The organism is Streptomyces sp. AC512_CC834 (assembly GCF_019049325.1).
Lineage (GTDB): Bacteria > Actinomycetota > Actinomycetes > Streptomycetales > Streptomycetaceae > Streptomyces.
Genome location: NZ_JAGMUO010000097.1, coordinates 952,314 through 971,999, shown reverse-complemented (window position 1 = coordinate 971,999; position 19,686 = coordinate 952,314). Strand labels below are relative to the sequence as shown.

Genomic DNA, 19,686 nt, shown 5'->3' with positions numbered 1-19,686 from the left:
TCGATCAAATGACGCTGGAGGTACTCATGGCACGTCCGATCACGGTGGTCACCGGCGGCAGCCGGGGGATCGGTGCGGCGACCTCTCTGCGGCTCGCGGCGGACGGACACGACGTCGTCGTGGGCTACGCGCGTGACGCGGCGGCCGCCGAGACGGTCGTGGCGGGGGTGCGCGAGGCGGGCGGCCGCGGTGTGGCGGTGCGGGCGGACACCTCCGTCGAGGCCGATGTCGAGCGGCTCTTCGACCTGGCCGGGGAGCGGCTCGGTGCGGTGACGGGGCTGGTGAACAACGCGGCCGTGACCGGACCGCTGGGGCGGCTCGCCGACAGCGACACCGCGGACCTGCGCCGAGTGCTCGACGTCAACCTGCTGGGCGTGCTGCTGTGCACCCGGCTGGCCGCGCGGCTGATGACCGAGCGGGGGAGCGGCGTGATCGTGAACGTGTCGTCGGGCGCCGCGACCCTCGGCAGCCCGGGGGAGTACGTCCACTACGCGGCGGCCAAGGCGGGTGTCGACGCCCTGACGCTGGGTCTGGCCAAGGAGCTCGGCCCGGACGGGATCCGGGTCAACGCCGTCGCGCCCGGGGTGATCGACACCGAGATGCACGCGGCGGCGGGCGACGCGCACCGGGCGCGGCGGATGGGGGCGGCGGTGCCGATGGGCCGTGCGGGCCGGGCGGAGGAGATCGCCGCGGCGATCTCCTGGCTGATGTCGCCCGACGCGTCGTACACGACGGGGACCGTGCTCCGGGTGGCGGGCGGGCGCTGAGCCGGGCGGTCGGGCGCTGAGCCGGGCGGGCGCGCTGAGCCGGTAGGGTGCGCGGGCGGCGCCTCTCGCTCAGGCCGCCTCGATGACCTCGCCGCGGATCGCGGTCGCCCACTCGACCACCAGCAACTCGTACTCCACACGCTCCTGCGCCGACAGGGTCCCGCCCGCGCGCCGCCACAGGGCACGGATCTGATCGTTCAGTTCCGCGGCGGACCGCACGGAACCAGGAGTCACGTAATCGGGGGACATGCGGACAAGCCTAGGGGCAAGCACTGACACTGCGCTACCGGACGGCTACCCGAGCGGATGCGGTCGGCGTGCGGTCGGCGTGCGGTCAGCCGGACGACTCCGCGGCGTGCGGGCTGAGGGCACCCGTCGCGACCAGGGCGATGATGACGATGCCGAGCGCGATGCGGTACCAGACGAACGGCATGAAGCTCTTGGTGGAGATGAACTTCATGAACCAGGCGATGACCACGTATCCAACGGCGAAGGCGATGACCGTCGCGAAGAGCGTCGGTCCCCAGGAGACGTGGTCGCTCTCCATCGCGTCCTTCAGCTCGAACGCGCCGGACGCGAGCACCGCCGGGACCGCGAGCAGGAACGAGTAGCGGGCGGCGGCCTCGCGCCGGTAGCCCATGAAGAGGCCGCCGCTGATGGTCGCGCCGGAGCGGGAGACGCCGGGGACGAGGGCCGCCGCCTGGCACAGGCCGTAGATCAGGCCGTCCCGCACGTTCAGGTTCTCCAGCTCCTTGCGCTGCTTGGGCGTGCGGTGCCGGCCGCCCTTCTCGTCCCGGGCGGCCATCCGGTCGGCGATGCCGATGATCACGCCGACGACGATCAGCATCGTCGCGGTGATGCGCAGGTCACGGAAGGGACCCTCGATCTGGTCCTTCAGCGTCAGGCCGAGCACCCCGATCGGGATCGAGCCGACGATCACCAGCCAGCCCATGCGCGCGTCGGAGTCGTGGCGCATGGACCTGTCGGTCAGCGAGCGCGTCCACGCCGAGATGATCCGCCCGATGTCCTGGCGGAAATAGATGAGGACGGCCGCCTCGGTGCCGATCTGCGTGATCGCGGTGAAGGCCGCGCCCGGGTCGTGCCAGCCGGCGAACGCCGCGGTCAGACGCAGGTGCGCGCTGGACGACACGGGGAGGAACTCGGTCAGCCCCTGGACGAGTCCGAGGATGAGGGATTCAAACCAAGACATGAGGTTACGGAGTCCAAGTGCCGATCGAGAAAGGGGCGACGGGCACGCCGAACCGCCGTGTGCGGTGATCAGGACCAGGCGTGCCGAGGGGCAGCGTAGCGCCCTTAAATGAAGTCCGGGTGACAGGGGTGGAGCGGGCTCCTAGGCCGCCGCGGGGCCCGTCACCGTCCAGCCGGGGGACTGCGGATGAGCGGTCAGGTCCTCGTGCCGGACGGTGTCGCCGCAGGCCGGGCAGGTGACCTGTGGGACCAGTTCGTGGCCGCAGACGTGCTCGATCACCATGGGGCGGTCGTCCTCCGCGCGCAGGTGCCGGTCGCCCCAGGCCATGAGGGTCATCAGGACCGGTTCCAGCTCCAGTCCCGCCGGGGTCGGCCGGTACTCGAAGCGCTGCGGGCGCTCGCTGTACGGCTGCTTGACCAGGATCCCCGCCTCGACGAGCCGCCGCAGCCGGGTGGCGAGGATGTCGCGCGGGGCGCCGGTGTTGCGCACCAGCCGGTCGAAACGGCCGTTGCCGAGGCAGACCTCGCGCAGGACGAGCAGTGAGTACTTCTCGCCGACGAGCGCCAGGGTGTCGGCGATCGAGCAGGGACGCGGGTTCTTGGGGGCGGCGGCCATGGCGCCCAGTCTAGGTGAGGATTCAGAGAGGGTTTGATTTTCCTACTTACCGGGCTATGGTGAGTCCAGATTTCCTACTCACTGGTAGTCGCCGGCGGTCGGAGGGCCCCACCATGCGTGACGCAGTCGTCGTCGAAGCCGTACGCACCCCCATGGGCAAGGGCAAACCGAACGGATCCCTCGCCCACGTCCACCCCGTGGAACTCCTCGCGCACACGCTGCGCACCCTCGTCGAGCGGTCCGGCGTCGACCCGGCGCTCATCGACGACGTCATCGGCGGCACCGTCGACCAGGTCGGCGAGCAGGCCATGAACACCACCCGCTACGCCCTGCTGTCGGCGGGCTTCCCGGAGTCCGTCCCCGCGACCACCGTGGACCGCCAGTGCGGCTCCTCCCAGCAGGCCGTCCACTTCGCGGCGCAGGGCGTCCTGGCCGGGGCGTACGACCTCGTCGTCGCCTGCGGGGTCGAGTCGATGAGCCGCGTACCGATGTGGTCGAACGTGCCGCCCGGCAAGGACCCCTTCGGGCCGGGCGTCGCCGCCCGCTACCCGGAGGGGCTCGTCCCGCAGGGCATCAGCGCCGAACTGATCGCCGCCAAGTGGTCGCTCACCCGGGAGCGGATGGACGCCTTCGCCGTCTCCTCCCACCACAAGGCCGCCACCGCCTGGGACACCGGGCGCTTCGACGCGGAGATCGCACCCCTGGACGGCGTGGCCCGCGACGAGTGCGTACGTCCGGGCAGCAGCGTCGAGATCCTCGCCGGCCTCGGGTCCGCGTACCACGACCCGGACTTCGCGCAGCGCTTCCCGCAGATCGAGTGGAACGTCACCGCGGGCAACGCGAGCCCGGTCAACGACGGTGCCTCGGCCGTGCTGATCACCTCGAGCGAGACCGCGGCCCGCCTCGGCCTGCGTCCGCTCGCCCGGCTCCACAGCTTCGCCGTCACCGGCTCCGACCCGCTGCTGATGCTGACCGGCGTCGTCCCGGCCACCGAGAAGGTGCTGCGCAGGGCGTCGCTCTCCCTCGGCGACATCGACCTGTTCGAGGTCAACGAGGCCTTCGCGAGCGTCGTGCTGGCCTGGCAGCAGGAGACCGGCGCCGACCTGGACAAGGTCAACGTGCACGGCGGGGCCATAGCCCTGGGCCATCCGCTCGGCGCGAGCGGCACCCGGCTGACCACCACCCTCGTCCACGCCCTGCACGAACGCGGTGCCCGCTACGCCCTGCAGACCATGTGCGAGGCGGGCGGACTCGCCAACGCCATGATCCTGGAAGCGGTATGACGCTCCGTCAGAGTCCGTGCAGCCGGTGCCGCTTGCGCCAGGCCACCACGGCTCCCGCAAGCCCCGGCAGGGCGATGCAGGCCAGCGCGATCAGGAAGGCAGGCGAGGTCGGCGTCGAGGCGCGGGCACCGGCGACGACATAGGCGGCGGTGTTGGGGATCGACCCGAGACCCGTCGCCAGCAGGAAGGGGAACAGGCCCATGCGGGAGACGGCGGCGCAGTAGTTGGAGGCGGCGAACGGCACCCCGGGGAACAGCCGCGCGGCCAGCATCGAGCGGAAACCGTGCCTGCTGAGCTGCCCGTCCGCGGCCGTCAGCCACTTGCCCCGCAGCAGCGGACGCAACGCCTCCTGGCCCAGCACCCGGCCCAGGCAGAAGGCGATCCCGGCGCCGAGCACCGTCCCCGCCAGCGCGGAGGCGAGCCCGAGCTGCGAGCCGAACAGGGCGCCCGCGGCCAGGTTGAGCAGCGGACGCGGCACGAAGGCGACCGTGCACAACCCGTACGCCACCGCGTAGGCGAGGGCTGCCGCGGCTCCGCCGAGCTGGGGTGGCCACCCGTTCGTCAGCAACTGCTGCGGCTGGAAGAGCAGCACCGTCGTCGCGGCCGAGGCCAGCAGGGCGACGAGCAGCGAGAGCCGCGACCACGGAGAGAGCAGCACTCTCGTCACGCGGGCGGCGAAGCCGGTCGGCGCGACCGGCGGGACCGGCCCGGCGGCGGTGGCGACGGCGAGCTCCGTCGCGGCGGTCCGGGGAGAGACCGTGGCGGTGCCCCCAGAGCGGGTGGTGGCATCGGACATCCGGTGACACTAACCGACACATGTGTGTGATCGCCGTATGGTGCGTCTCATGAGCGTCACAGCCAGGGGAATTCCGGACGTGCCGCACAGCCCGCTCGCCGACACCGTGCTGGAGCGGCTCACCGTCGTGTACGCCGCCGCGGCCGATCCCGAGCGCGCTGTCGACATGCGGGCGTACATGCGGGACGTGGCGCCCTTCCTGGGTCTGACCTCGCCCGTTCGCCGCGCCCTGTCCCGCACCGTGCTGGAGGGCCTGCCCCGCCCCCGGGAGTCGGACTGCACGGCGATCGCGCTGCGTTGCTGGCGGCTGCCCGAGCGCGAGTACCACTACTTCGCCGTCGATTTCCTGCGCCGGCATGTGACGCATTGCTCCTCCGGATTCCTGCCCGTGGTCCGCCACCTGCTCACCACGGTGCCCTGGTGGGACACCGTCGACCTGCTCGCCGCGCACGTCGTCGGCGGGCTGGTCACGGCCGACCGCGACCTCACGGCCGACATGGACGCCTGGATCGGGGACGACGACCACTGGCTGGCCCGCGCGGCGCTGCTGCACCAACTGCGCTACAAGGAACGCACCGACACCGACCGACTCTTCGGCTACTGCCTGCGCCGGTCGGACCACGGCGACTTCTTCGTCCGCAAGGCCATCGGCTGGTGCCTGCGCGAGTACGCCAAGACCGACCCGGACGCCGTACGCGCCTTCGTGGCCGAGCACCGGACACGCCTCGCCCCGCTGTCCGTGCGGGAGGCACTGCGGACCATCGGCCCGTAGCGCGGGACCGCATCGCGCTCGAACTCCCGTTCCCTCAAAAACCATTCGACGTGGGACGACGCGTCGGCAATGATCGGCGTCATGTTCCGGTACGCCTTCCACCTCGCAGCATCCGCGGTCGCGGATGCCCCGAAGGCTGCCGTTCCCTTTTTCAAGGCCGCGACGGCCGCAGCCGACGGCGCCCGAAGCTGACCCTCCCCGGATCGTCCGGCGGACCCCGCAGGGGGAGGGTCGGCCGGCCCCAGGGGTTCCCACCACCGCCACCAGGCTTCGAGGTACCGCCATGTCCAAGACGGCGTACGTCCGCACCAAACCGCATCTGAACATCGGCACGATGGGCCATGTCGACCACGGCAAGACCACCCTGACCGCCGCCATCACCAAGGTCCTCGCCGAGCGCGGGGCCGGCAGCGCCACCCAGTACGTCTCGTTCGACCGCATCGACCGCGCCCCGGAGGAGGCGGCGCGCGGCATCACCATCAACATCGCGCACGTCGAGTACGAGACCGACACCCGGCACTACGCCCACGTCGACATGCCGGGTCACGCCGACTACGTCAAGAACATGGTCACCGGCGCCGCCCAGCTCGACGGGGCGATCCTCGTCGTCTCCGCGCTGGACGGGATCATGCCGCAGACCGCCGAGCACGTGCTGCTCGCCCGGCAGGTGGGCGTCGACCACATCGTGGTCGCCCTCAACAAGGCCGACGCGGGGGACGAGGAACTGACCGACCTCGTGGAGCTGGAGGTCCGCGAGCTGCTCACCGCGCACGGCTACGGCGGCGACGCCGTGCCCGTCGTACGGGTCTCGGGGCTGAAGGCCCTGGAGGGCGACCCGAGGTGGACGGCGTCCGTGGAGGCGCTGCTCGACGCCGTGGACACCTACGTGCCCATGCCCGAGCGGTACCTGGACGCTCCGTTCCTGCTGTCGGTGGAGAACGTGCTCACCATCACCGGCCGCGGCACCGTCGTCACCGGGGCCGTCGAGCGCGGCACCGTCCGCGTCGGCGACCGGGTCGAGGTGCTCGGGGCGTCCGTCGACACGGTCGTCACCGGTCTGGAGACCTTCGGCAAGCCGATGGAGGAGGCGCAGGCCGGGGACAACGTGGCGCTGCTGCTGCGCGGGGTCGCCCGCGACACGGTGCGCCGGGGGCACGTGGTCGCCGCGCCCGGCAGCGTCGTGCCCGCGCGGCGCTTCACGGCGCGGGTGTACGTGCTGTCGACGCGCGAGGGCGGACGCTCGACGCCGGTCGCCAGCGGATACCGGCCGCAGTTCTACATCCGGACCGCGGACGTGGTCGGCGACGTGGACCTCGGCGAGACGGCCGTCGCCCGGCCCGGGGACACGGTCACGATGACCGTGGAGCTGGGCCGGGACATGCCGCTGGAGACGGGACTCGGGTTCGCCATTCGCGAGGGCGGGCGCACCGTGGGCGCGGGGACCGTGACCACCGTCGGGTGAGGCCGGTGCCGGTGCTGGGCAGAGGGTGCTGGGTGCCGGGTGCCGGGTGCGGGCAAGAGGGTGCCGGGCACAGGGCGCTTGGCACCGGGCGCTTGGCACAAGGTGCTCGGCACAAAGCGCTCGCCACCGGGCGCTTGGCACAATGGGGCGGGTGAACGAAGCCATACCCGTCAGCCGTGACACCGACCACGGCACCGCCAAGCTCATGCCCGACGTCGACCGGCGGCGGGCCTGGCTGCTCACCGTCGACGGGGCCCCGCAGTCGTACGTCGACCTGGACGAGCCCGCGCACCTGGAGTTCGAGTACACGCGCCGGCTCGGCCACGTCCTGGACACCGTCGCCGAGCCGGGGCGGGCGCTGGACGTCCTGCACCTGGGCGGCGGCGCGTTCACCCTGCCCCGGTACCTGGCGGCCACCCGGCCCGGCTCGCGGCAGGACGTCGTGGAGGCCGACCGGGGGCTGCTCGACCTGGTCGCCGAGCACCTGCCGCTGCCCCCGGGCGCGGGCATCACCGCACACGCTGCCGATGCCCGCGCCTGGCTGGAGAATGCCCCCGCCGACTCGGTCGACGTACTGGTCGCCGATGTCTTCGGGGGCTCACGAGTGCCCGCGCACCTGACCTCCGTCGCCTATGTGCGCGAGACCGCACGGGTCCTGCGCACCGACGGCGTGTACGTGGCCAACCTGGCCGACACGGCGCCGTTCGGCTTCCTGCGCGGACAACTGGCCGGATTCGCCACGTGCTTCGAGGAGCTGGCGCTGATCGCCGAACCGGGGGTGCTGCGCGGGCGCCGCTTCGGCAACGCGCTCCTCGTCGCCGCGCACCGGCCCCTGGACACGGCCGCGCTGGCCCGGCGCACCGCCGCCGACGCCTTCCCGGCCAGGGTCGAACACGGGTCGGCCCTGCGGGACTTCGTCGGCGGCGCGCGGCCGGTGCGCGACGAGGACGCCGTGCCGTCGCCCGAGCCGCCCGCCGGGGCGTTCGGCATCGGCTGAGCGGCGCCGGCGGGCACCGTCCGTCCGGGCGGCGCCTACGACTCGGTCGGCGGTGCCTCGGTGAGACGCACGGTGCTCAGGATCTTCTGGATCGTCGCCTCCGGGACCTCCTCGTCGACACCCTTGGCGCCGTACAGGTTCCAGGTGACGAAGTCGCCCGCGCCGTTCTTGAACGCGAAGGTGATCGCCTTGCCCTCGGTGTCGCACTTCCCCTTCTTCGCCGCGCCCTCAGAGTGCGCCGTGATGACGCTGCCCTTGATGCCCGACGCGGTGGTGTACGCCTTCGGCTTGCCGTACTTGACGGCCTTCTTGTCCGGCTCGGTGAAACCGCCGTAGATCCACCACGGCACCCGCGTCTCGGCCGCCTGGTCGGTGGTCTTGGCGCCGCTCTCACCGCGGGTACCCGTGGTGGCGAGGGCGGTGCTCTCCTTGCGGCCGTCCTTGTTCTCGTCGGTCGTGCACCACTCGGACTTCAGGTAGGCCGGGGCGGTGACGGTGGTGCGGTCGGTCTTGCCGTCCTCTTCCCACTCGAAACCGACGCTGGTGTCGGTGCTGTCGAGCTCCCAGTCCGCGGGCACGTCGAAGATCGTGCCGAAGCGCGGGTTGGCGACGACCTTCCAGCCGTCGATGGTGGCCTTCGCCCCCTCGCCGCCGCGCGGGTTGTCGTCGGAGCCGGACGCGCTCGGGTCGGTGGACGGAGTTTCGGACTTCTTCGCGGGCGCGCTCGCGGACGGCTTCTTGTCCTTGCCGTCGTCCGCCGTGTCGTCCTTGTCACCCCCGAGCACCAGGAACCCGGTGACACCGGCGGCCACCACCACGGCGAGGGACGCGATGATCGCGACCAGCTTCGTCCGGTTGCCCCCGCCCCCCTGGCCCGGCGGGGGCTGTGGAGCCCCGGCGGGCTGCGGAGCACCCCACTGCTGCTGCCCGTGCGTGCCGGGCTGCTGCTGGTAGCCGGGCTGCTGATACGGATTCGGCTGCTGGTACCCCGGCTGCTGGTACGGATTGTCCTGCGGGTTCTGCTCGCCCCCGGGCGGCTGCTGTCCTGGCCACATGAGCAGTCACCCTAATGCCGCCCAGGACACGATTCGGTCACCGGGCCTTGTCAGGGACGTACCGAAGTGGGGAAGGTTCGTCGCTCCGACGGCACATCACCTCCTCAGGAGTCCGCCGGCGTGTACTCCCTGACGGTGGCCAGGATCTTTTGGACGGTGGTGTCCGGCACCTCGTCGCCGACGCCCGCGGCGCCGAAGAACGACCACGAGACGAAGTCGCCGTCGGCGGACTTGAAGGCGAAGGTGGTCGCCTTGCCGTTCACGTCGCACTTGCCCTTCCTCGCCACCCCGGACGACTGGGAGGCGGCGACACTGCCCTCGATGCCGGAGGCGGTGGTGAAGGAGGTCACCGGCCCGGTCCGGACTTTGTCGTGGTCCGGCTGGGTGAAGGACCCGTAGACCCAGGCCGCCGAGTCCGCCCGGGCGATCTCCTCGGTGCTCCGCGCCCCGTTGTTGCCGCGGGTGCCCGCGCTGGCCAGGGGCGTGTAGTCCACCGAGCCGTTCCGGTCGCCGTCCGACCCGCACCACTTCTCCTTCAGGACGGCCGGGGCCTTCATGGCGACCAGGGGCTTCTCGTCGGGGTCGTCGTCCTCGGCGACGTAGGTGACCCAGTCGCGCGACCGCGGTACCCAGGAGGCCGGTACGTCGAAGGCGATGCCGCGATCGGGGTTGGCCACGACGGTCCAGCCCTCGACGGTCGGTTCCGGGGAGCCGTCACCGCCGCGCGGGTCGTCGGCGGTGGAGGCGGTCGGGGAGGAGGCCGGGGACGAGGCGGTGGGGCCGGGCCGGGCCCCGTCGTCCTCGCCGCCGCCCAGGAGGACGGCGCCGGTCACTGCGGCGGCGACCACCACGACGGCGGAGGCGACGATCGCCACCACCTTCGTGCGGCCGTTTCCGGGCCCCCCGCCGCCCGGTCCGCCCGGTCCGCCCGATCCGTCCGGTCCGCTGGACGTGACCGTGGGCGCGTTCCAGGGCGCGGGTTGCCGCTGGTCCGCGTACGGCTGCTGCTGGTACCCGGGCTGCTGATAGCCGGGCTGCTGGTACGGGTTGGGCTGCCGCGGGTCCGGTCCGCCGGTGGGCGACTGCTCTCCTGGCCACATGGGCGCACAGCATACGGCGATCTTCCCGGGTGCCTGGCCCTGGATGCTACTCACGGGTAACCTGCCTCCATGAGCGCAGATCAGATGTCGATCGGCGAGTTGCTCGCCGCCACGGTGCCGATGGTCCGGACCCTGAACCTCGAGTACCTGGAGACCACTCCGGAGAAGGCCGTCCTGGCCCTGCCGGACCAGAGCGAGTACCGCAACCACGTCGGCGGACCGCACGCCGGAGCCATGTTCACGCTGGGCGAGTCGGCCAGCGGCGCGATCGTGCTGGCCGCCTTCGGCGACCAGCTCTCCAGGGCGGTGCCGCTGCCGGTCACCGCCGAGATCGCCTTCAAGAAGATCGCCCTCGGCCCGGTCACCGCCACCGCGACGCTCGGCCGCCCCGCCGCCGAGGTCGTCGCCGAACTGGACGCGGGCAGCCGCCCCGAGTTCCCGGTCAGCGTCGCCATCCGGCGCGAGGACGGTGCCGTGACCGGTGAGATGACCGTCATATGGACCCTGCGCCCGGGCGGCTGACCTCCACCGACCCGGTACGCTTTCCGGTGCGCCTCGAACGAGGCGCACCGGGAACACCGGGAACAGGTACGCGAAGCGGAGGATGGGGCGTTGCACGTCCAGGAATGGCTCGACACGGTGCCCGCGGCGGCCGTCTACGCCGTTGTCGCGCTGGTCATCGGTCTGGAGAGCCTGGGCATCCCGCTGCCGGGCGAGATCATCCTGGTGTCGGCGGCCCTGCTGTCGTCCCAGCACGGCGGAATCGACCCGGTGGTCCTCGGCGTGTGCGCCACCGCGGGTGCGGTGGTCGGCGACTCCATCGGCTACGCCATCGGCCGCAAGGGCGGTCGGCCCCTGCTGGACTGGCTGGGCAGGAAGTTCCCCAGACACTTCAGCGAGGGGCACGTCGCCACCGCCGAGCGGTCCTTCCAGAAGTGGGGCATGTGGGCCGTGTTCTTCGGCCGCTTCGTCGCCCTGCTGCGCATCTTCGCGGGCCCGCTGGCCGGTGTGCTGCGGATGCCGTACTGGAAGTTCCTGATCGCCAACGTGCTCGGCGGCATCGTCTGGGCGGGCGGCACCACCGCCGTCATCTACTACGTAGGCGTCGTCGCCGAGTCCTGGCTCAAGCGCTTCTCGTGGCTGGGCCTGGTCCTGGCCGTCCTGATCGGCATCGCCTCGATGCTGATCGTCAAGCGCAAGGCGGCCAAGGCCCAGCCTGCGCCCGCCGGGGAGTGAGCGCCCCGCAGGGGCGCGGGGCCGTGTCGATCTGCGGCTCCGCCGCGTGGGCGCGAGCCCCCGCAGCCGCGGACGGCTGATCGATCACAGAACCTCCCCCATCGCTTCCCGATGCTGCCCAGCCAGCGCCGCGTACACCGTGCCGTTCAGCGTGACCCCCTGACGCTCCTCCTCCGTCAGCTCCCGCTTCACCTTCGCCGGCACCCCCGCGACCAGTGAGCCGGGCGGCACCCGCATGTCCTGCGGGACCAGGGCCTGGGCCGCGACCAGCGAACCGGCGCCGATCACCGCGCCGTTGAGCACGGTGGCGCCCATGCCGATCAGGCAGTCGTCCTCGACGGTGGCGCCGTGCACCACGGCGTTGTGCCCGATGGAGACGCGCTCGCCGACGGCGACGGGGAAGCCCGGGTCGGCGTGGAGCGTGCAGTTGTCCTGGACGTTGCTGTCGGCCCCGACGGAGATCCGCTCGACGTCGCCGCGCAGCACCGCGCCGTACCAGACGCTCGCCCCCGCGTGCAGCGTCACGTCTCCGATGACCGAGGACGTCGGCGCCACGAACGTTTCCGCGTCCACCTTCGGGGCCTTGCCGCCGATGCCCGTGATCAGCGCTTTCTGCGTCATCTTCGCCTCCTGCTCGGGTGATGTACGGCACCGTACGCCACCCGGTGGGGTGAAGATCACAGCATGGCGCGGTCCGGGGTGCACCGCGCGCGGACTACCGTGAGCGGGTGCCCAAGCGCAAGAACACGTTCTCGTCCTGGCGGCGCCGCCTCGCGCAGCGGGCCGTTCACGCGGGCTGGGCCTGGGTGCAGCGCACCGGGTCCGTCACCGCCGCGCACCCCGGCCGCTTCCGCTTCGGCGCGCTGGGCACGGGCACCCGCCTGGCCTTCCCGCTCGGCACGGTCTTCGGCGAACCCTGGATCCACGTCGGCGCCCACTGCATCATCGGCGAGCAGGTCACCCTGACCGCCGGGCTCATGCCCGACCTCGACCTCGGGCCCGAGCCGATCCTGCGCATCGGCGACGGAGTCGTCCTCGGCCGCGGCAGCCACGTCATCGCGGACACCACTGTCACCGTCGGCAGCGACTGCTACTTCGGCCCGTACGTCTACGTCACCTCCACCAACCACTCCTACGACGATCCGCACCAGCCCATCGGCAAGCAGTGGCCGCGGATGGACCCGGTGGAGATCGGCTCCGGCTGCTGGATCGGCACCGGCGCGGTGATCCTGCCCGGCGCGCGGATCGGACGGAACGTGGTTGTGGCCGCCGGTGCGGTGGTCCGGGGCACGGTCCCCGACCACGCGGTGGTCGCCGGCGCCCCCGCCCGCGTCGTACGGCGCTGGACGCCCGCGGAGGGCTGGCAGCCGCCGCTGCGGACCCCGCCGCCGGTGCCGATTCCCGACGGGGTCACGCCGGGACAGTTGACGGAGCTGTCGCGGCTGGACGACGAGACGGTGGCCCGCCTGGCCGAACTGGACGACGAGGCGGTGGCCCGCCTGACCGTGCTGGACGACCCGGCGGCAGCGGCGGGCAGGCTCGCGGAACCGGCCACGGAGAGCTGAGCGGGCGGCAGTCCCAGCCCGGGTCCCAGTACCTGGTGCCCAGCCCGGAACCCAGCGCTCGGAACCAGCGCCCTGGACCCAGCGCCTGGTGCCCAGCCCGGAACCCAGCGCCCTGGACCCAGTGCCCGGGGCCCAGCCCGGGACCTCAGCCCGGAACCCAGCGCCCGGGGCCCAGCCCGGGGCCCAGCCCGGGCCCCCAGTGCCCGGGGTCCAGCCCGGGCCCCCAGTGCCCGGGGTCCAGCCCGGGACCCAGCGCCCGGGGTCCAGCCCGGGGCCCGGCCCCGGACTCAGCCCGTGGCCAGCAGTAGCGTGCCCACCAGGGCGAGGCCCGCGCCCGCCGCCTGTACGGCACGCAGCCGTTCGCTGAGGAACCCGCGCGCGGCCAGCGCGGTCACCACCGGGTAGAGGGAGGCCAGCACGGCGGCCACCGTGACCGGACCGTGCTGGGCGGCGACCGAGTACGTGCCGTTCGCCGCGACGTCGGCGAGCCCGACGAAGGCCAGCGCCGGCAGCGTGCTCCAGGCCAGACCCCGCTCGGGCAGCGCGGGGGCGCCGCGCCGGACGGACGCCCACAGCGCCAGGCCGCCCGCGGTGACGTTGGTGACGCGCTGGACGAAGAGGGCGAGGAAGAGGCCCGTGAGCGTGGTCGACGCCTCCGCGATGAGGGCCATGACCGCCCCGAAGCCGAACGCCGCGACCAGCGTGAGGACGACGGCCCGCCGCTGGACCGGCGCGCCCCGCAGTTGTGGACCGCCGGCCAGCACGACCCCCGCGACGGCGACCAGGATGCCGGCGAATTGCGGCAGCCCGGGACGCTCGCCGAGGAACAGGCCCACGGTGACCGGGACGGCCACGCCGAGCGAGCCGAGGGGCGAGACGACGCCCATCGGCCCCAGGGCGAGCGCCTTGTAGAAGGCGAGCATCGCCACCGGCCCGACCAGCCCGGCGCCGACTGCGAACCACAGCAGCGGGGACGCCTCGCTCCACGCCCCGGACGCGGCCACGATCGTGCCGAGGACGACGACCGCGATCGACTGGGAGACCACGACCACGGTGAGCGCGGGTATGCGCCGGGTCAGGACCCCGCCGCCGAAGTCGGCCACGCCCCACAGGAGGCTGGTGGCCAGGGCGAACAGCGCTGTCATGATCCGGTCGCCTCGCAGTACAGTTCGATGGACCTTCAGGTGCAGCAGACCATAGTTCAATGTACTGCACCGCGTCATCCAAAATAATGCACAAGTCAATGGATGGAATGTGGCGGACCTCGACCTGCTGACCCAGTCCCTGGCGCGCAACGTCAAGCGCTGGCGCACCGAGCGCGGCTTCACCCTGGAGACGCTGGCCGCCCGCGCCGGTGTCAGCCGCGGCATGCTCATCCAGATCGAGCAGGCCCGCACCAACCCCAGCCTCGGCACGGTCGTCAAGATCGGCGACGCCCTCGGCGTCAGCATCACCACCCTGCTCGACTGGGAACAGGGCCCCACGGTCCGCGTAGTCCCCGCCGAGCAGGCGGTACGGCTCTGGGACACCGAAGCCGGCAGCTTCAGCCGGCTGCTCGCCGGGGTGGAGGCGCCGGGGCCGCTGGAGATGTGGGAGTGGCGGCTGATGCCGGGCGAGAGCAGCCCGTCCGACCCGCACCCGACCGGCACGGTCGAGCTGGTGCACGTGACGGTCGGGGAGCTGACACTCACCGTGGACGGGGTGACCCACCGCGTCCCGACCGGCGCGAGCGCCTCCTTCGAGTCCGACACCCCGCACACGTACGGCAACGAGGGCGACGGACCGATGGAGATGATCATGGCGGTGTCGGTGCCGCCCGTCCGCTGAGACGGCCGTTCTCCGCGGCCTCCGCTGTTGTTAGCGTGCCGCCATGCACGCACCCATCGGGAACTTCGACAGCGCCACGCCCGCCCCGGACTGCCTCGACGGACTGATCCGCCCGGTCGCCGACGCCGTACGCCACTGGAGCGGCGGCGTCCCCGCCGACCAGATCCTCTACGTCGACACCGAACCGGAATGGGCCGACACCGCCACCTTCGTCGAGCACTACGGCCGCGAGCTGCTCGAACGGTCCGCCAACTGCGTGGTGGTCACCGGCAAGCGGGGCGGTGGCACGACGCTCGCCGCCTGCGTGGTGCTCTCCACCACCCGGGTCGACGTCAACGGCGTCGTACGCCGGCACCTCGGCGCGCGCAAGGCATCCTTCGCCCCGATGGACACGGCCACCGGCGAGAGCGGCATGGAGTACGGCGGCATCACCCCGCTCGGCCTGCCCGGCGACTGGCCCGTGCTGGTGGACTCGGCCGTCGTCGACCTGCCGTACGTCCTCGTCGGCAGCGGACGCCGGCGCGGCAAACTGCTGGTGCCGGGCAAGGCCTTCGCGCAGTTGCCCGGTGTTGAGGTCCTGGAGGGGCTGGGCGTCGCCTAAAGGGAGCTGACCGCTCACGCGGTGGCGTGGTGGGCGAGCCCCAGGTGCGGATCGGCCTCGCCGGGGGACGGCGCCGGGTCGGCGTGGACCAGGGCGGCGGTGAGCCGCGGCACCGCGTGCAGCAGGGCGTGCTCGGCCTCGACGGCGATGCGGTGGGCCTGGCGGACGGTCGCCTCACCGTCCACGACCAGGGCGACCTCGGCGCGCAGCCGGTGCCCGATCCAGCGCAGCCGCAGCTCGCCCACCCCGCGCACGCCGGGGATCTCGCCCAGTACGCGCTCGGCCCGGTCCACCAGTGCCGGGTCGACGGCGTCCATCAGCCGTCGGAACACCTCGCGTGCCGCGTCCCGCAGGACCAGGACGATCGCGGCCGTGATCGCCAGCCCCACGACCGGGTCGGCGAGTTGCCAGCCCAGCGCCGCGCCCCCGGCGCCCAGCAGGACGGCCAGTGAGGTGTAGCCGTCGGTACGGGCGTGCAGCCCGTCGGCCACCAGCGCGGCGGAGCCGATCTCCCGGCCCACGCGGATCCGGTGGCGGGCCACCCACTCGTTGCCGGCGAAGCCGACCAGCGCGGCCACGGCGACCGCCGGGATGTGCGAGATCGGGCGCGGGTCGAGCAGCCGGTCCACCGCCGTCCACGCCGCGAGGACCGCGGACGCCGTGATCGTCAGGACGATCACGATGCCGGCCAGGTCCTCCGCCCGCCCGTAGCCGTAGGTGAAGCGCCGGGTCGCCGCGCGCCGGCCCAGGACGAAGGCGATGCCCAGCGGCACGGCGGTCAGCGCGTCCGCCGTGTTGTGCACCGTGTCGCCGAGCAGTGCCACCGACCCCGAGACCGCCACCACGGCCGCCTGCGCGAGCGCCGTCGCGCCCAGCACCGCCAGCGACACCCACAGCGCGCGCAGTCCGCGGGCCGATGACTCCAGCGCCGGGTCCAGTTTGTCGGCGCTCTCGTGGGAGTGCGGGGTGAGCCGGTGCGCGAGGCGGTGCGCAAGCCGGTGCCGACGGCCGGTGGGGGAGCGGTGGCCCCGGGGGCGGTCCTGGTGGGAGTGCTCGTGGTGTGCGTGCTCGTCACGGGGGTGCTCGTGGTGGTGCCGGTGCGGGTCGCTCATGGGTGCCCCTTCCGGTGTCCCGGTGCGGTGGGTGGACGTTCGCCGCCCACGACGCCATTATGTGCGTATGAGCGCACGCATGCACCTGTCACCTGCGGACGATGCGCACCCGCGCACGCCGGGCGAGGAGCAGTTCGCGCTCGCCGCCGAGGTCCTCGCCCTGCTCGGCGACCGCACCCGCCTGACCCTGCTGCACGCCCTGACCGGCGGCCAGGCCGATGTCAGCACCCTCACCGAGGCGTGCGGAGCCGCCCGGCCGGCGGTCAGCCAGCACCTGGCCAGGCTGCGGCTCGCGGGGCTGGTGAGCACCCGCAAGGAAGGGCGCCGGGTCGTCTACGCGCTGCGTGACGGACACCTGCGCCGCCTGGTCGACGAGGCGCTGAACGTGGCCGACCACCGGCTCGGCGACCGGCCGCTCCACGACTGAGCGGGAGCCCTCAGCCGGTCGTGCGGACGCCGAGGTACTGTTCGGCGAACCACGCCGCCGCGACCGGGGAGTCGAACAGGCGGCGCAGCCGGGCCAGCGCGGCACCCGCGCGGTAGGGGTCTCCCGACGCCGTGCCGTGGTACATCTCCGCCAGCCACTGGGAGAACTCCTGGTAGTCCCACACCCGGGCGAGGCACGCGGCCGAGTACCTGGACAGCCCGGAGTCCTCGCCCTTCGTGAGGGACGCGACCAGCCCGTCGCCGAGCAGGAAGGCGTCGTGCAGAGCGAGGTTCAGGCCCTTGGCGGCGATCGGAGCGGTCAGATGCGCCGCGTCCCCGGCCAGGAAGAGCCGCCCGAAGGCCATCGGCTCGACCACGTAACCGTGCATGTCCAGGACCCGCCGCTCGATCAGCCGGCCCTCCTTGAGCGGTGGTGCGCCGGCCGCGCCCAGCCGTTCCCGCAACTCGGCCCAGACCCGGTCGTGCGACCAGTTCTCCGGGTCGTCGCCGGGCGGACACTGGAGGTAGAAGCGTGTCACCTCGGGGCTGCGTGCCATGTGCCCGGCGAAACCGCACGGGTGCATGCCGAACACCACGCAGTCCGAGGACGGCGGTGCCTCGGCGAGCAGCGCCAGCCACCCGACGCCGTAGTCGTGCCGTGCCAGGCGGGCCCGCCCGGGAGGAAGGGACGCCCGCGTCACGCCGCGCGCCCCGTCGCAGCCCGCGACGAAGTCCGCCGCCACGACCCTGCGTTCACCGGATTCGGGGCACACGTACGACACCGAGGGCCGACCGGATTCCGGCCCGTTGAGGCGCACGTCCCGCACACCGAACCGGATCTCCCCGCCCCGCACGTCCGCGTACTCACGGACCAGGTCCGTCACCAGGAACTGCTGCGGATAGATGAAGTGGTGACGCCCCGTCAATTCCGTGTACTCGAAACGGTACCGCTCTCCGGCGAAGCGGAACTCGCACTCGGTGTGCGTCTGGGCCCGCTGCACCAGGTTCCGCGCCAGTCCGCGCCGTTCCAGCCCGCGCACGGCCCACTCCTCGATGACCCCGGCCCGCGGCCGCTGTTCGATGAACTCACGGGTCTCGGTCTCCAGGACCAGACAGTCGACGCCCGCGGCGCGCAGGATGTTGCCGACGGTGAGCCCGGCGGGTCCCGCGCCCACCACGACGACCGAAAAGCGTTGTGGGGAGCCGGAGTTGAGATGGAGGGGGGAAGGTGCGGTCACGCGAGCATTATGTCGGCGGCGCGCGGCCCACGGGAACGGTGGTGTCGGCCCTCGGCGCGGGAAAACACCTGGCGGGTCCGGACCGGCGAAGCTAAGCTCCCCGCGATGACTACTCCTCCTGTCGGCAGATTGGGGGACCCGTCCGCGCAAGGTGAGTGCTGATGCCCACTCACTTCGCGAACGGGGACTCCGACTCCCGCCTCGCCCTCTGGCAGCGCGTGCGCGAGTTCGCCGTGCCGCCCCCCATGATCGAGACCGCGACCACCCGCCGCCGTGCCGGGGACTGGGCGGGCGCGTGCGCCGCCGCGGCCATCGACGTCGACCTCGACCTGCGTTCCGTGGCGCGCACTCACGGCCAGTCCCTCGCCTCCACGATCCGGGCCGACCTGCGGCAGCTCGCTCCCGACCTGCTGCGCTGGCACATGCCGAGAATCGCGCCCGACGGGCTGCTGCGCCCGGGCCTCACGCTCACCCTGGCCCGGTACGACGCCGCGGGCCGGGGCGGCGCACGTCCGGTGCACCTCGTGGTCCGTACCCCGCCCGCCTGGGCGGACGGCGGCCAGCGGATCAGCCTGGCCCTGTGGGACGGTTCGGGTCCCGACGCCGGCACCGCACGGCACCCGCATCCCCGGCCCAGCCGGCGCTTCCGGCTCGACCTGCACCGCCACCTGTGGGACGCGCGCAGAACCGGTGAACTGCGCGTCCGGTCGGGCGCCGACCTGCCGCCCGCACACCCGGACGCGCCGGGGGCGTCGGCGCAGGACCACCACTGGGCCGTCGACCGGTGGGCGGCCGAGGCGGGGATCCTGCTCCGCGCCGCCGGCGGGTGGACCCAGGACGCCCGCACGCGAACGGTCGTCGTCCGGGTCGGCGCCGGGCAGCGGCTGGCCTTGGAGCTGGAGCTGGACGGGGAAGCCGACGGTGCCGCTCCGCCCGCGCTCCGGAACGTCGCGACCCCGGCGGGTGGCGCCGCCGCCGCGCTGCCGGTGCTCCCCGACGCGGCCACCTGGGTGCCACCCGACCTGGAACTGCTCCGCGCCGGTGCGATCGAGGCCGGACGGCTGCATCCGCTGGTCGCCCCGGCACTGGTCGCGGGCGGCCGGGTGGCGGCCGTTCCACCGCCGTCTCCGGGCCCGGCGGCAGGACCGCGGATCGTGGACTGCCGGGGCGCCCGGCACCGGCTCGACCTCGTCGGCGGAGTGCTGGCGGCACTGGACCACGACCCGGACGAGATCCGCCGCGAGGAGCTCCTGGCGGCGCTGACCGGCACCCCGCTGCCCTGTCTCCAGGTCATCGACGAGGCGCACCGGCGTCCGGAGTGCCTCCCCGGCATCCGCGAACGCCTCAACCACGGGGACACCGCCGGTGCCCTCGCCGTCGTCGAGGCCCTGCTGGGCCCCGGCGCACGCCTGCGCGACGGCGCCCTGCGGGACGACCTCGAGGCCGCCGCACTGCGACGGGTGGCCCACGGGATGTTCCGCGCGGGCCTCGACGAACCCGCTCCGGGACGCGTCTGCCCGGACCGGCACCGGCCCCGCACGGGCCGCTTCCGCCCGCGCCACGGCGCCTTCGACTGACCCGGGGACGCCCTTCCCCGCGCCGCCTCCCACCCACGACCAACCCT

22 protein-coding genes are annotated in these 19,686 nt (G+C 73.0%); 12 read left to right on the top strand and 10 right to left on the bottom strand.

Features of this window, described 5'->3' with window-relative positions:
- Nucleotides 1-26 precede the first annotated feature (26 nt).
- Nucleotides 27-767 (top strand): SDR family NAD(P)-dependent oxidoreductase, encoded by a 741-nt coding sequence (locus tag KUM40_RS32035; RefSeq protein WP_217169845.1) that lies wholly within the window; start codon nucleotides 27-29, stop codon nucleotides 765-767.
- 69 nt (nucleotides 768-836) lie between these two features.
- Here the strand turns inward: KUM40_RS32035 and KUM40_RS32030 are convergent, their stop codons facing one another.
- From KUM40_RS32030 to KUM40_RS32020, 3 genes are all read right to left on the bottom strand, one after another.
- The gene (locus KUM40_RS32030) at nucleotides 837-1,016 is read right to left on the bottom strand and encodes a hypothetical protein (protein WP_052838833.1); all 180 of its coding nucleotides are present in this window, start codon (nucleotides 1,014-1,016) and stop codon (nucleotides 837-839) included.
- Between the two features lie 85 nt (nucleotides 1,017-1,101).
- Nucleotides 1,102-1,977: an undecaprenyl-diphosphate phosphatase gene (locus tag KUM40_RS32025; RefSeq protein ID WP_217169729.1), complete on the bottom strand. Its 876-nt coding sequence runs from the start codon at nucleotides 1,975-1,977 to the stop codon at nucleotides 1,102-1,104.
- A gap of 141 nt (nucleotides 1,978-2,118) precedes the next feature.
- Nucleotides 2,119-2,592: a helix-turn-helix domain-containing protein gene (locus KUM40_RS32020; RefSeq protein WP_217169728.1), complete on the bottom strand. Its 474-nt coding sequence runs from the start codon at nucleotides 2,590-2,592 to the stop codon at nucleotides 2,119-2,121.
- A gap of 113 nt (nucleotides 2,593-2,705) precedes the next feature.
- Between KUM40_RS32020 and KUM40_RS32015 the strand changes: the two genes are divergently transcribed.
- Nucleotides 2,706-3,875 (top strand): thiolase family protein, encoded by a 1,170-nt coding sequence (locus tag KUM40_RS32015; RefSeq protein WP_217169726.1) that lies wholly within the window; start codon nucleotides 2,706-2,708, stop codon nucleotides 3,873-3,875.
- Between the two features lie 7 nt (nucleotides 3,876-3,882).
- Here KUM40_RS32015 and KUM40_RS32010 read toward each other — a convergent pair whose 3' ends face one another.
- Nucleotides 3,883-4,671 (bottom strand): TVP38/TMEM64 family protein, encoded by a 789-nt coding sequence (locus KUM40_RS32010; protein ID WP_217169724.1) that lies wholly within the window; start codon nucleotides 4,669-4,671, stop codon nucleotides 3,883-3,885.
- 49 nt (nucleotides 4,672-4,720) lie between these two features.
- Here KUM40_RS32010 and KUM40_RS32005 point away from each other — a divergent pair, with 49 nt between their 5' ends.
- The 3 genes from KUM40_RS32005 to KUM40_RS31995 all read left to right on the top strand — a co-directional run bounded on the left by KUM40_RS32005 (nucleotide 4,721) and on the right by KUM40_RS31995 (nucleotide 7,902).
- Complete coding sequence (locus tag KUM40_RS32005; RefSeq protein ID WP_217169723.1) at nucleotides 4,721-5,443, top strand: DNA alkylation repair protein; 723 nt, start codon at nucleotides 4,721-4,723, stop codon at nucleotides 5,441-5,443.
- A 283-nt stretch (nucleotides 5,444-5,726) separates the two neighbouring features.
- Nucleotides 5,727-6,905 carry an elongation factor Tu gene (tuf, locus tag KUM40_RS32000; RefSeq protein ID WP_217169721.1) on the top strand — a complete coding sequence of 393 codons (1,179 nt, stop codon included), beginning with the start codon at nucleotides 5,727-5,729 and terminating at the stop codon, nucleotides 6,903-6,905.
- A 151-nt stretch (nucleotides 6,906-7,056) separates the two neighbouring features.
- A complete protein-coding gene (locus tag KUM40_RS31995) occupies nucleotides 7,057-7,902 on the top strand; it encodes a spermidine synthase (protein WP_217169720.1) in 846 nt (281 codons plus the stop codon).
- Between the two features lie 35 nt (nucleotides 7,903-7,937).
- Here the strand turns inward: KUM40_RS31995 and KUM40_RS31990 are convergent, their stop codons facing one another.
- The gene (locus tag KUM40_RS31990; RefSeq protein ID WP_217169719.1) at nucleotides 7,938-8,957 is read right to left on the bottom strand and encodes a hypothetical protein; all 1,020 of its coding nucleotides are present in this window, start codon (nucleotides 8,955-8,957) and stop codon (nucleotides 7,938-7,940) included.
- Nucleotides 8,958-9,061: 104 nt separating this feature from the next.
- Nucleotides 9,062-10,057 carry a hypothetical protein gene (locus tag KUM40_RS31985; protein WP_217169844.1) on the bottom strand — a complete coding sequence of 332 codons (996 nt, stop codon included), beginning with the start codon at nucleotides 10,055-10,057 and terminating at the stop codon, nucleotides 9,062-9,064.
- 84 nt (nucleotides 10,058-10,141) lie between these two features.
- On the opposite strand from KUM40_RS31985, the gene KUM40_RS31980 reads away from it, so the two are divergent.
- Complete coding sequence (locus KUM40_RS31980) at nucleotides 10,142-10,579, top strand: DUF4442 domain-containing protein (protein ID WP_217169843.1); 438 nt, start codon at nucleotides 10,142-10,144, stop codon at nucleotides 10,577-10,579.
- A gap of 90 nt (nucleotides 10,580-10,669) precedes the next feature.
- Entirely contained in the window at nucleotides 10,670-11,293 is a 624-nt protein-coding gene (locus KUM40_RS31975; RefSeq protein WP_217169718.1) for a DedA family protein, read from the top strand.
- A gap of 84 nt (nucleotides 11,294-11,377) precedes the next feature.
- On the opposite strand, the gene KUM40_RS31970 is transcribed toward KUM40_RS31975, so the two are convergent.
- A complete protein-coding gene (locus KUM40_RS31970) occupies nucleotides 11,378-11,914 on the bottom strand; it encodes a gamma carbonic anhydrase family protein (protein ID WP_217169717.1) in 537 nt (178 codons plus the stop codon).
- A 107-nt stretch (nucleotides 11,915-12,021) separates the two neighbouring features.
- On the opposite strand from KUM40_RS31970, the gene KUM40_RS31965 reads away from it, so the two are divergent.
- A complete protein-coding gene (locus tag KUM40_RS31965; protein ID WP_217169716.1) occupies nucleotides 12,022-12,858 on the top strand; it encodes an acyltransferase in 837 nt (278 codons plus the stop codon).
- A gap of 287 nt (nucleotides 12,859-13,145) precedes the next feature.
- On the opposite strand, the gene KUM40_RS31960 is transcribed toward KUM40_RS31965, so the two are convergent.
- On the bottom strand, nucleotides 13,146-14,003 hold the full coding sequence (locus KUM40_RS31960; RefSeq protein WP_217169715.1) for a DMT family transporter: 858 nt from the start codon (nucleotides 14,001-14,003) through the stop codon (nucleotides 13,146-13,148).
- Nucleotides 14,004-14,112: 109 nt separating this feature from the next.
- Between KUM40_RS31960 and KUM40_RS31955 the strand changes: the two genes are divergently transcribed.
- Nucleotides 14,113-14,685 (top strand): helix-turn-helix domain-containing protein, encoded by a 573-nt coding sequence (locus KUM40_RS31955; RefSeq protein ID WP_217169714.1) that lies wholly within the window; start codon nucleotides 14,113-14,115, stop codon nucleotides 14,683-14,685.
- Nucleotides 14,686-14,728: 43 nt separating this feature from the next.
- A complete protein-coding gene (locus KUM40_RS31950) occupies nucleotides 14,729-15,286 on the top strand; it encodes a YbaK/EbsC family protein (protein WP_217169712.1) in 558 nt (185 codons plus the stop codon).
- 14 nt (nucleotides 15,287-15,300) lie between these two features.
- On the opposite strand, the gene KUM40_RS31945 is transcribed toward KUM40_RS31950, so the two are convergent.
- Nucleotides 15,301-16,398 carry a cation diffusion facilitator family transporter gene (locus tag KUM40_RS31945; protein WP_217169710.1) on the bottom strand — a complete coding sequence of 366 codons (1,098 nt, stop codon included), beginning with the start codon at nucleotides 16,396-16,398 and terminating at the stop codon, nucleotides 15,301-15,303.
- Between the two features lie 67 nt (nucleotides 16,399-16,465).
- Between KUM40_RS31945 and KUM40_RS31940 the strand changes: the two genes are divergently transcribed.
- Complete coding sequence (locus KUM40_RS31940) at nucleotides 16,466-16,825, top strand: metalloregulator ArsR/SmtB family transcription factor (protein WP_217169709.1); 360 nt, start codon at nucleotides 16,466-16,468, stop codon at nucleotides 16,823-16,825.
- A 10-nt stretch (nucleotides 16,826-16,835) separates the two neighbouring features.
- Here the strand turns inward: KUM40_RS31940 and KUM40_RS31935 are convergent, their stop codons facing one another.
- Entirely contained in the window at nucleotides 16,836-18,062 is a 1,227-nt protein-coding gene (locus KUM40_RS31935) for a 4-hydroxybenzoate 3-monooxygenase (RefSeq protein ID WP_217169707.1), read from the bottom strand.
- A 161-nt stretch (nucleotides 18,063-18,223) separates the two neighbouring features.
- Here KUM40_RS31935 and KUM40_RS31930 point away from each other — a divergent pair, with 161 nt between their 5' ends.
- Entirely contained in the window at nucleotides 18,224-19,639 is a 1,416-nt protein-coding gene (locus tag KUM40_RS31930; protein ID WP_217169706.1) for a hypothetical protein, read from the top strand.
- The last annotated feature ends 47 nt before the right edge of the window (nucleotides 19,640-19,686 follow it).

Excerpts from the sequence above, each read along its gene's own strand:
- KUM40_RS31940 (WP_217169709.1), top strand. The coding sequence starts at position 16,466 with ATGAGCGCACGCATGCACCTGTCACCTGCGGACGATGCGCACCCGCGC.
- KUM40_RS31930 (WP_217169706.1), top strand. The coding sequence starts at position 18,224 with ATGCCCACTCACTTCGCGAACGGGGACTCCGACTCCCGCCTCGCCCTC.
- KUM40_RS32020 (WP_217169728.1), bottom strand. The coding sequence starts at position 2,592 with ATGGCCGCCGCCCCCAAGAACCCGCGTCCCTGCTCGATCGCCGACACC.
- KUM40_RS31970 (WP_217169717.1), bottom strand. The coding sequence starts at position 11,914 with ATGACGCAGAAAGCGCTGATCACGGGCATCGGCGGCAAGGCCCCGAAG.
- KUM40_RS32030 (WP_052838833.1), bottom strand. The coding sequence starts at position 1,016 with ATGTCCCCCGATTACGTGACTCCTGGTTCCGTGCGGTCCGCCGCGGAA.
- KUM40_RS31960 (WP_217169715.1), bottom strand. The coding sequence starts at position 14,003 with ATGACAGCGCTGTTCGCCCTGGCCACCAGCCTCCTGTGGGGCGTGGCC.
- KUM40_RS32010 (WP_217169724.1), bottom strand. The coding sequence starts at position 4,671 with ATGTCCGATGCCACCACCCGCTCTGGGGGCACCGCCACGGTCTCTCCC.
- KUM40_RS32015 (WP_217169726.1), top strand. The coding sequence starts at position 2,706 with ATGCGTGACGCAGTCGTCGTCGAAGCCGTACGCACCCCCATGGGCAAG.
- KUM40_RS31990 (WP_217169719.1), bottom strand. The coding sequence starts at position 8,957 with ATGTGGCCAGGACAGCAGCCGCCCGGGGGCGAGCAGAACCCGCAGGAC.
- KUM40_RS31950 (WP_217169712.1), top strand. The coding sequence starts at position 14,729 with ATGCACGCACCCATCGGGAACTTCGACAGCGCCACGCCCGCCCCGGAC.
- KUM40_RS31985 (WP_217169844.1), bottom strand. The coding sequence starts at position 10,057 with ATGTGGCCAGGAGAGCAGTCGCCCACCGGCGGACCGGACCCGCGGCAG.
- KUM40_RS32035 (WP_217169845.1), top strand. The coding sequence starts at position 27 with ATGGCACGTCCGATCACGGTGGTCACCGGCGGCAGCCGGGGGATCGGT.
- KUM40_RS31945 (WP_217169710.1), bottom strand. The coding sequence starts at position 16,398 with ATGAGCGACCCGCACCGGCACCACCACGAGCACCCCCGTGACGAGCAC.
- KUM40_RS31980 (WP_217169843.1), top strand. The coding sequence starts at position 10,142 with ATGTCGATCGGCGAGTTGCTCGCCGCCACGGTGCCGATGGTCCGGACC.
- KUM40_RS32005 (WP_217169723.1), top strand. The coding sequence starts at position 4,721 with ATGAGCGTCACAGCCAGGGGAATTCCGGACGTGCCGCACAGCCCGCTC.
- KUM40_RS32025 (WP_217169729.1), bottom strand. The coding sequence starts at position 1,977 with ATGTCTTGGTTTGAATCCCTCATCCTCGGACTCGTCCAGGGGCTGACC.
- tuf (WP_217169721.1), top strand. The coding sequence starts at position 5,727 with ATGTCCAAGACGGCGTACGTCCGCACCAAACCGCATCTGAACATCGGC.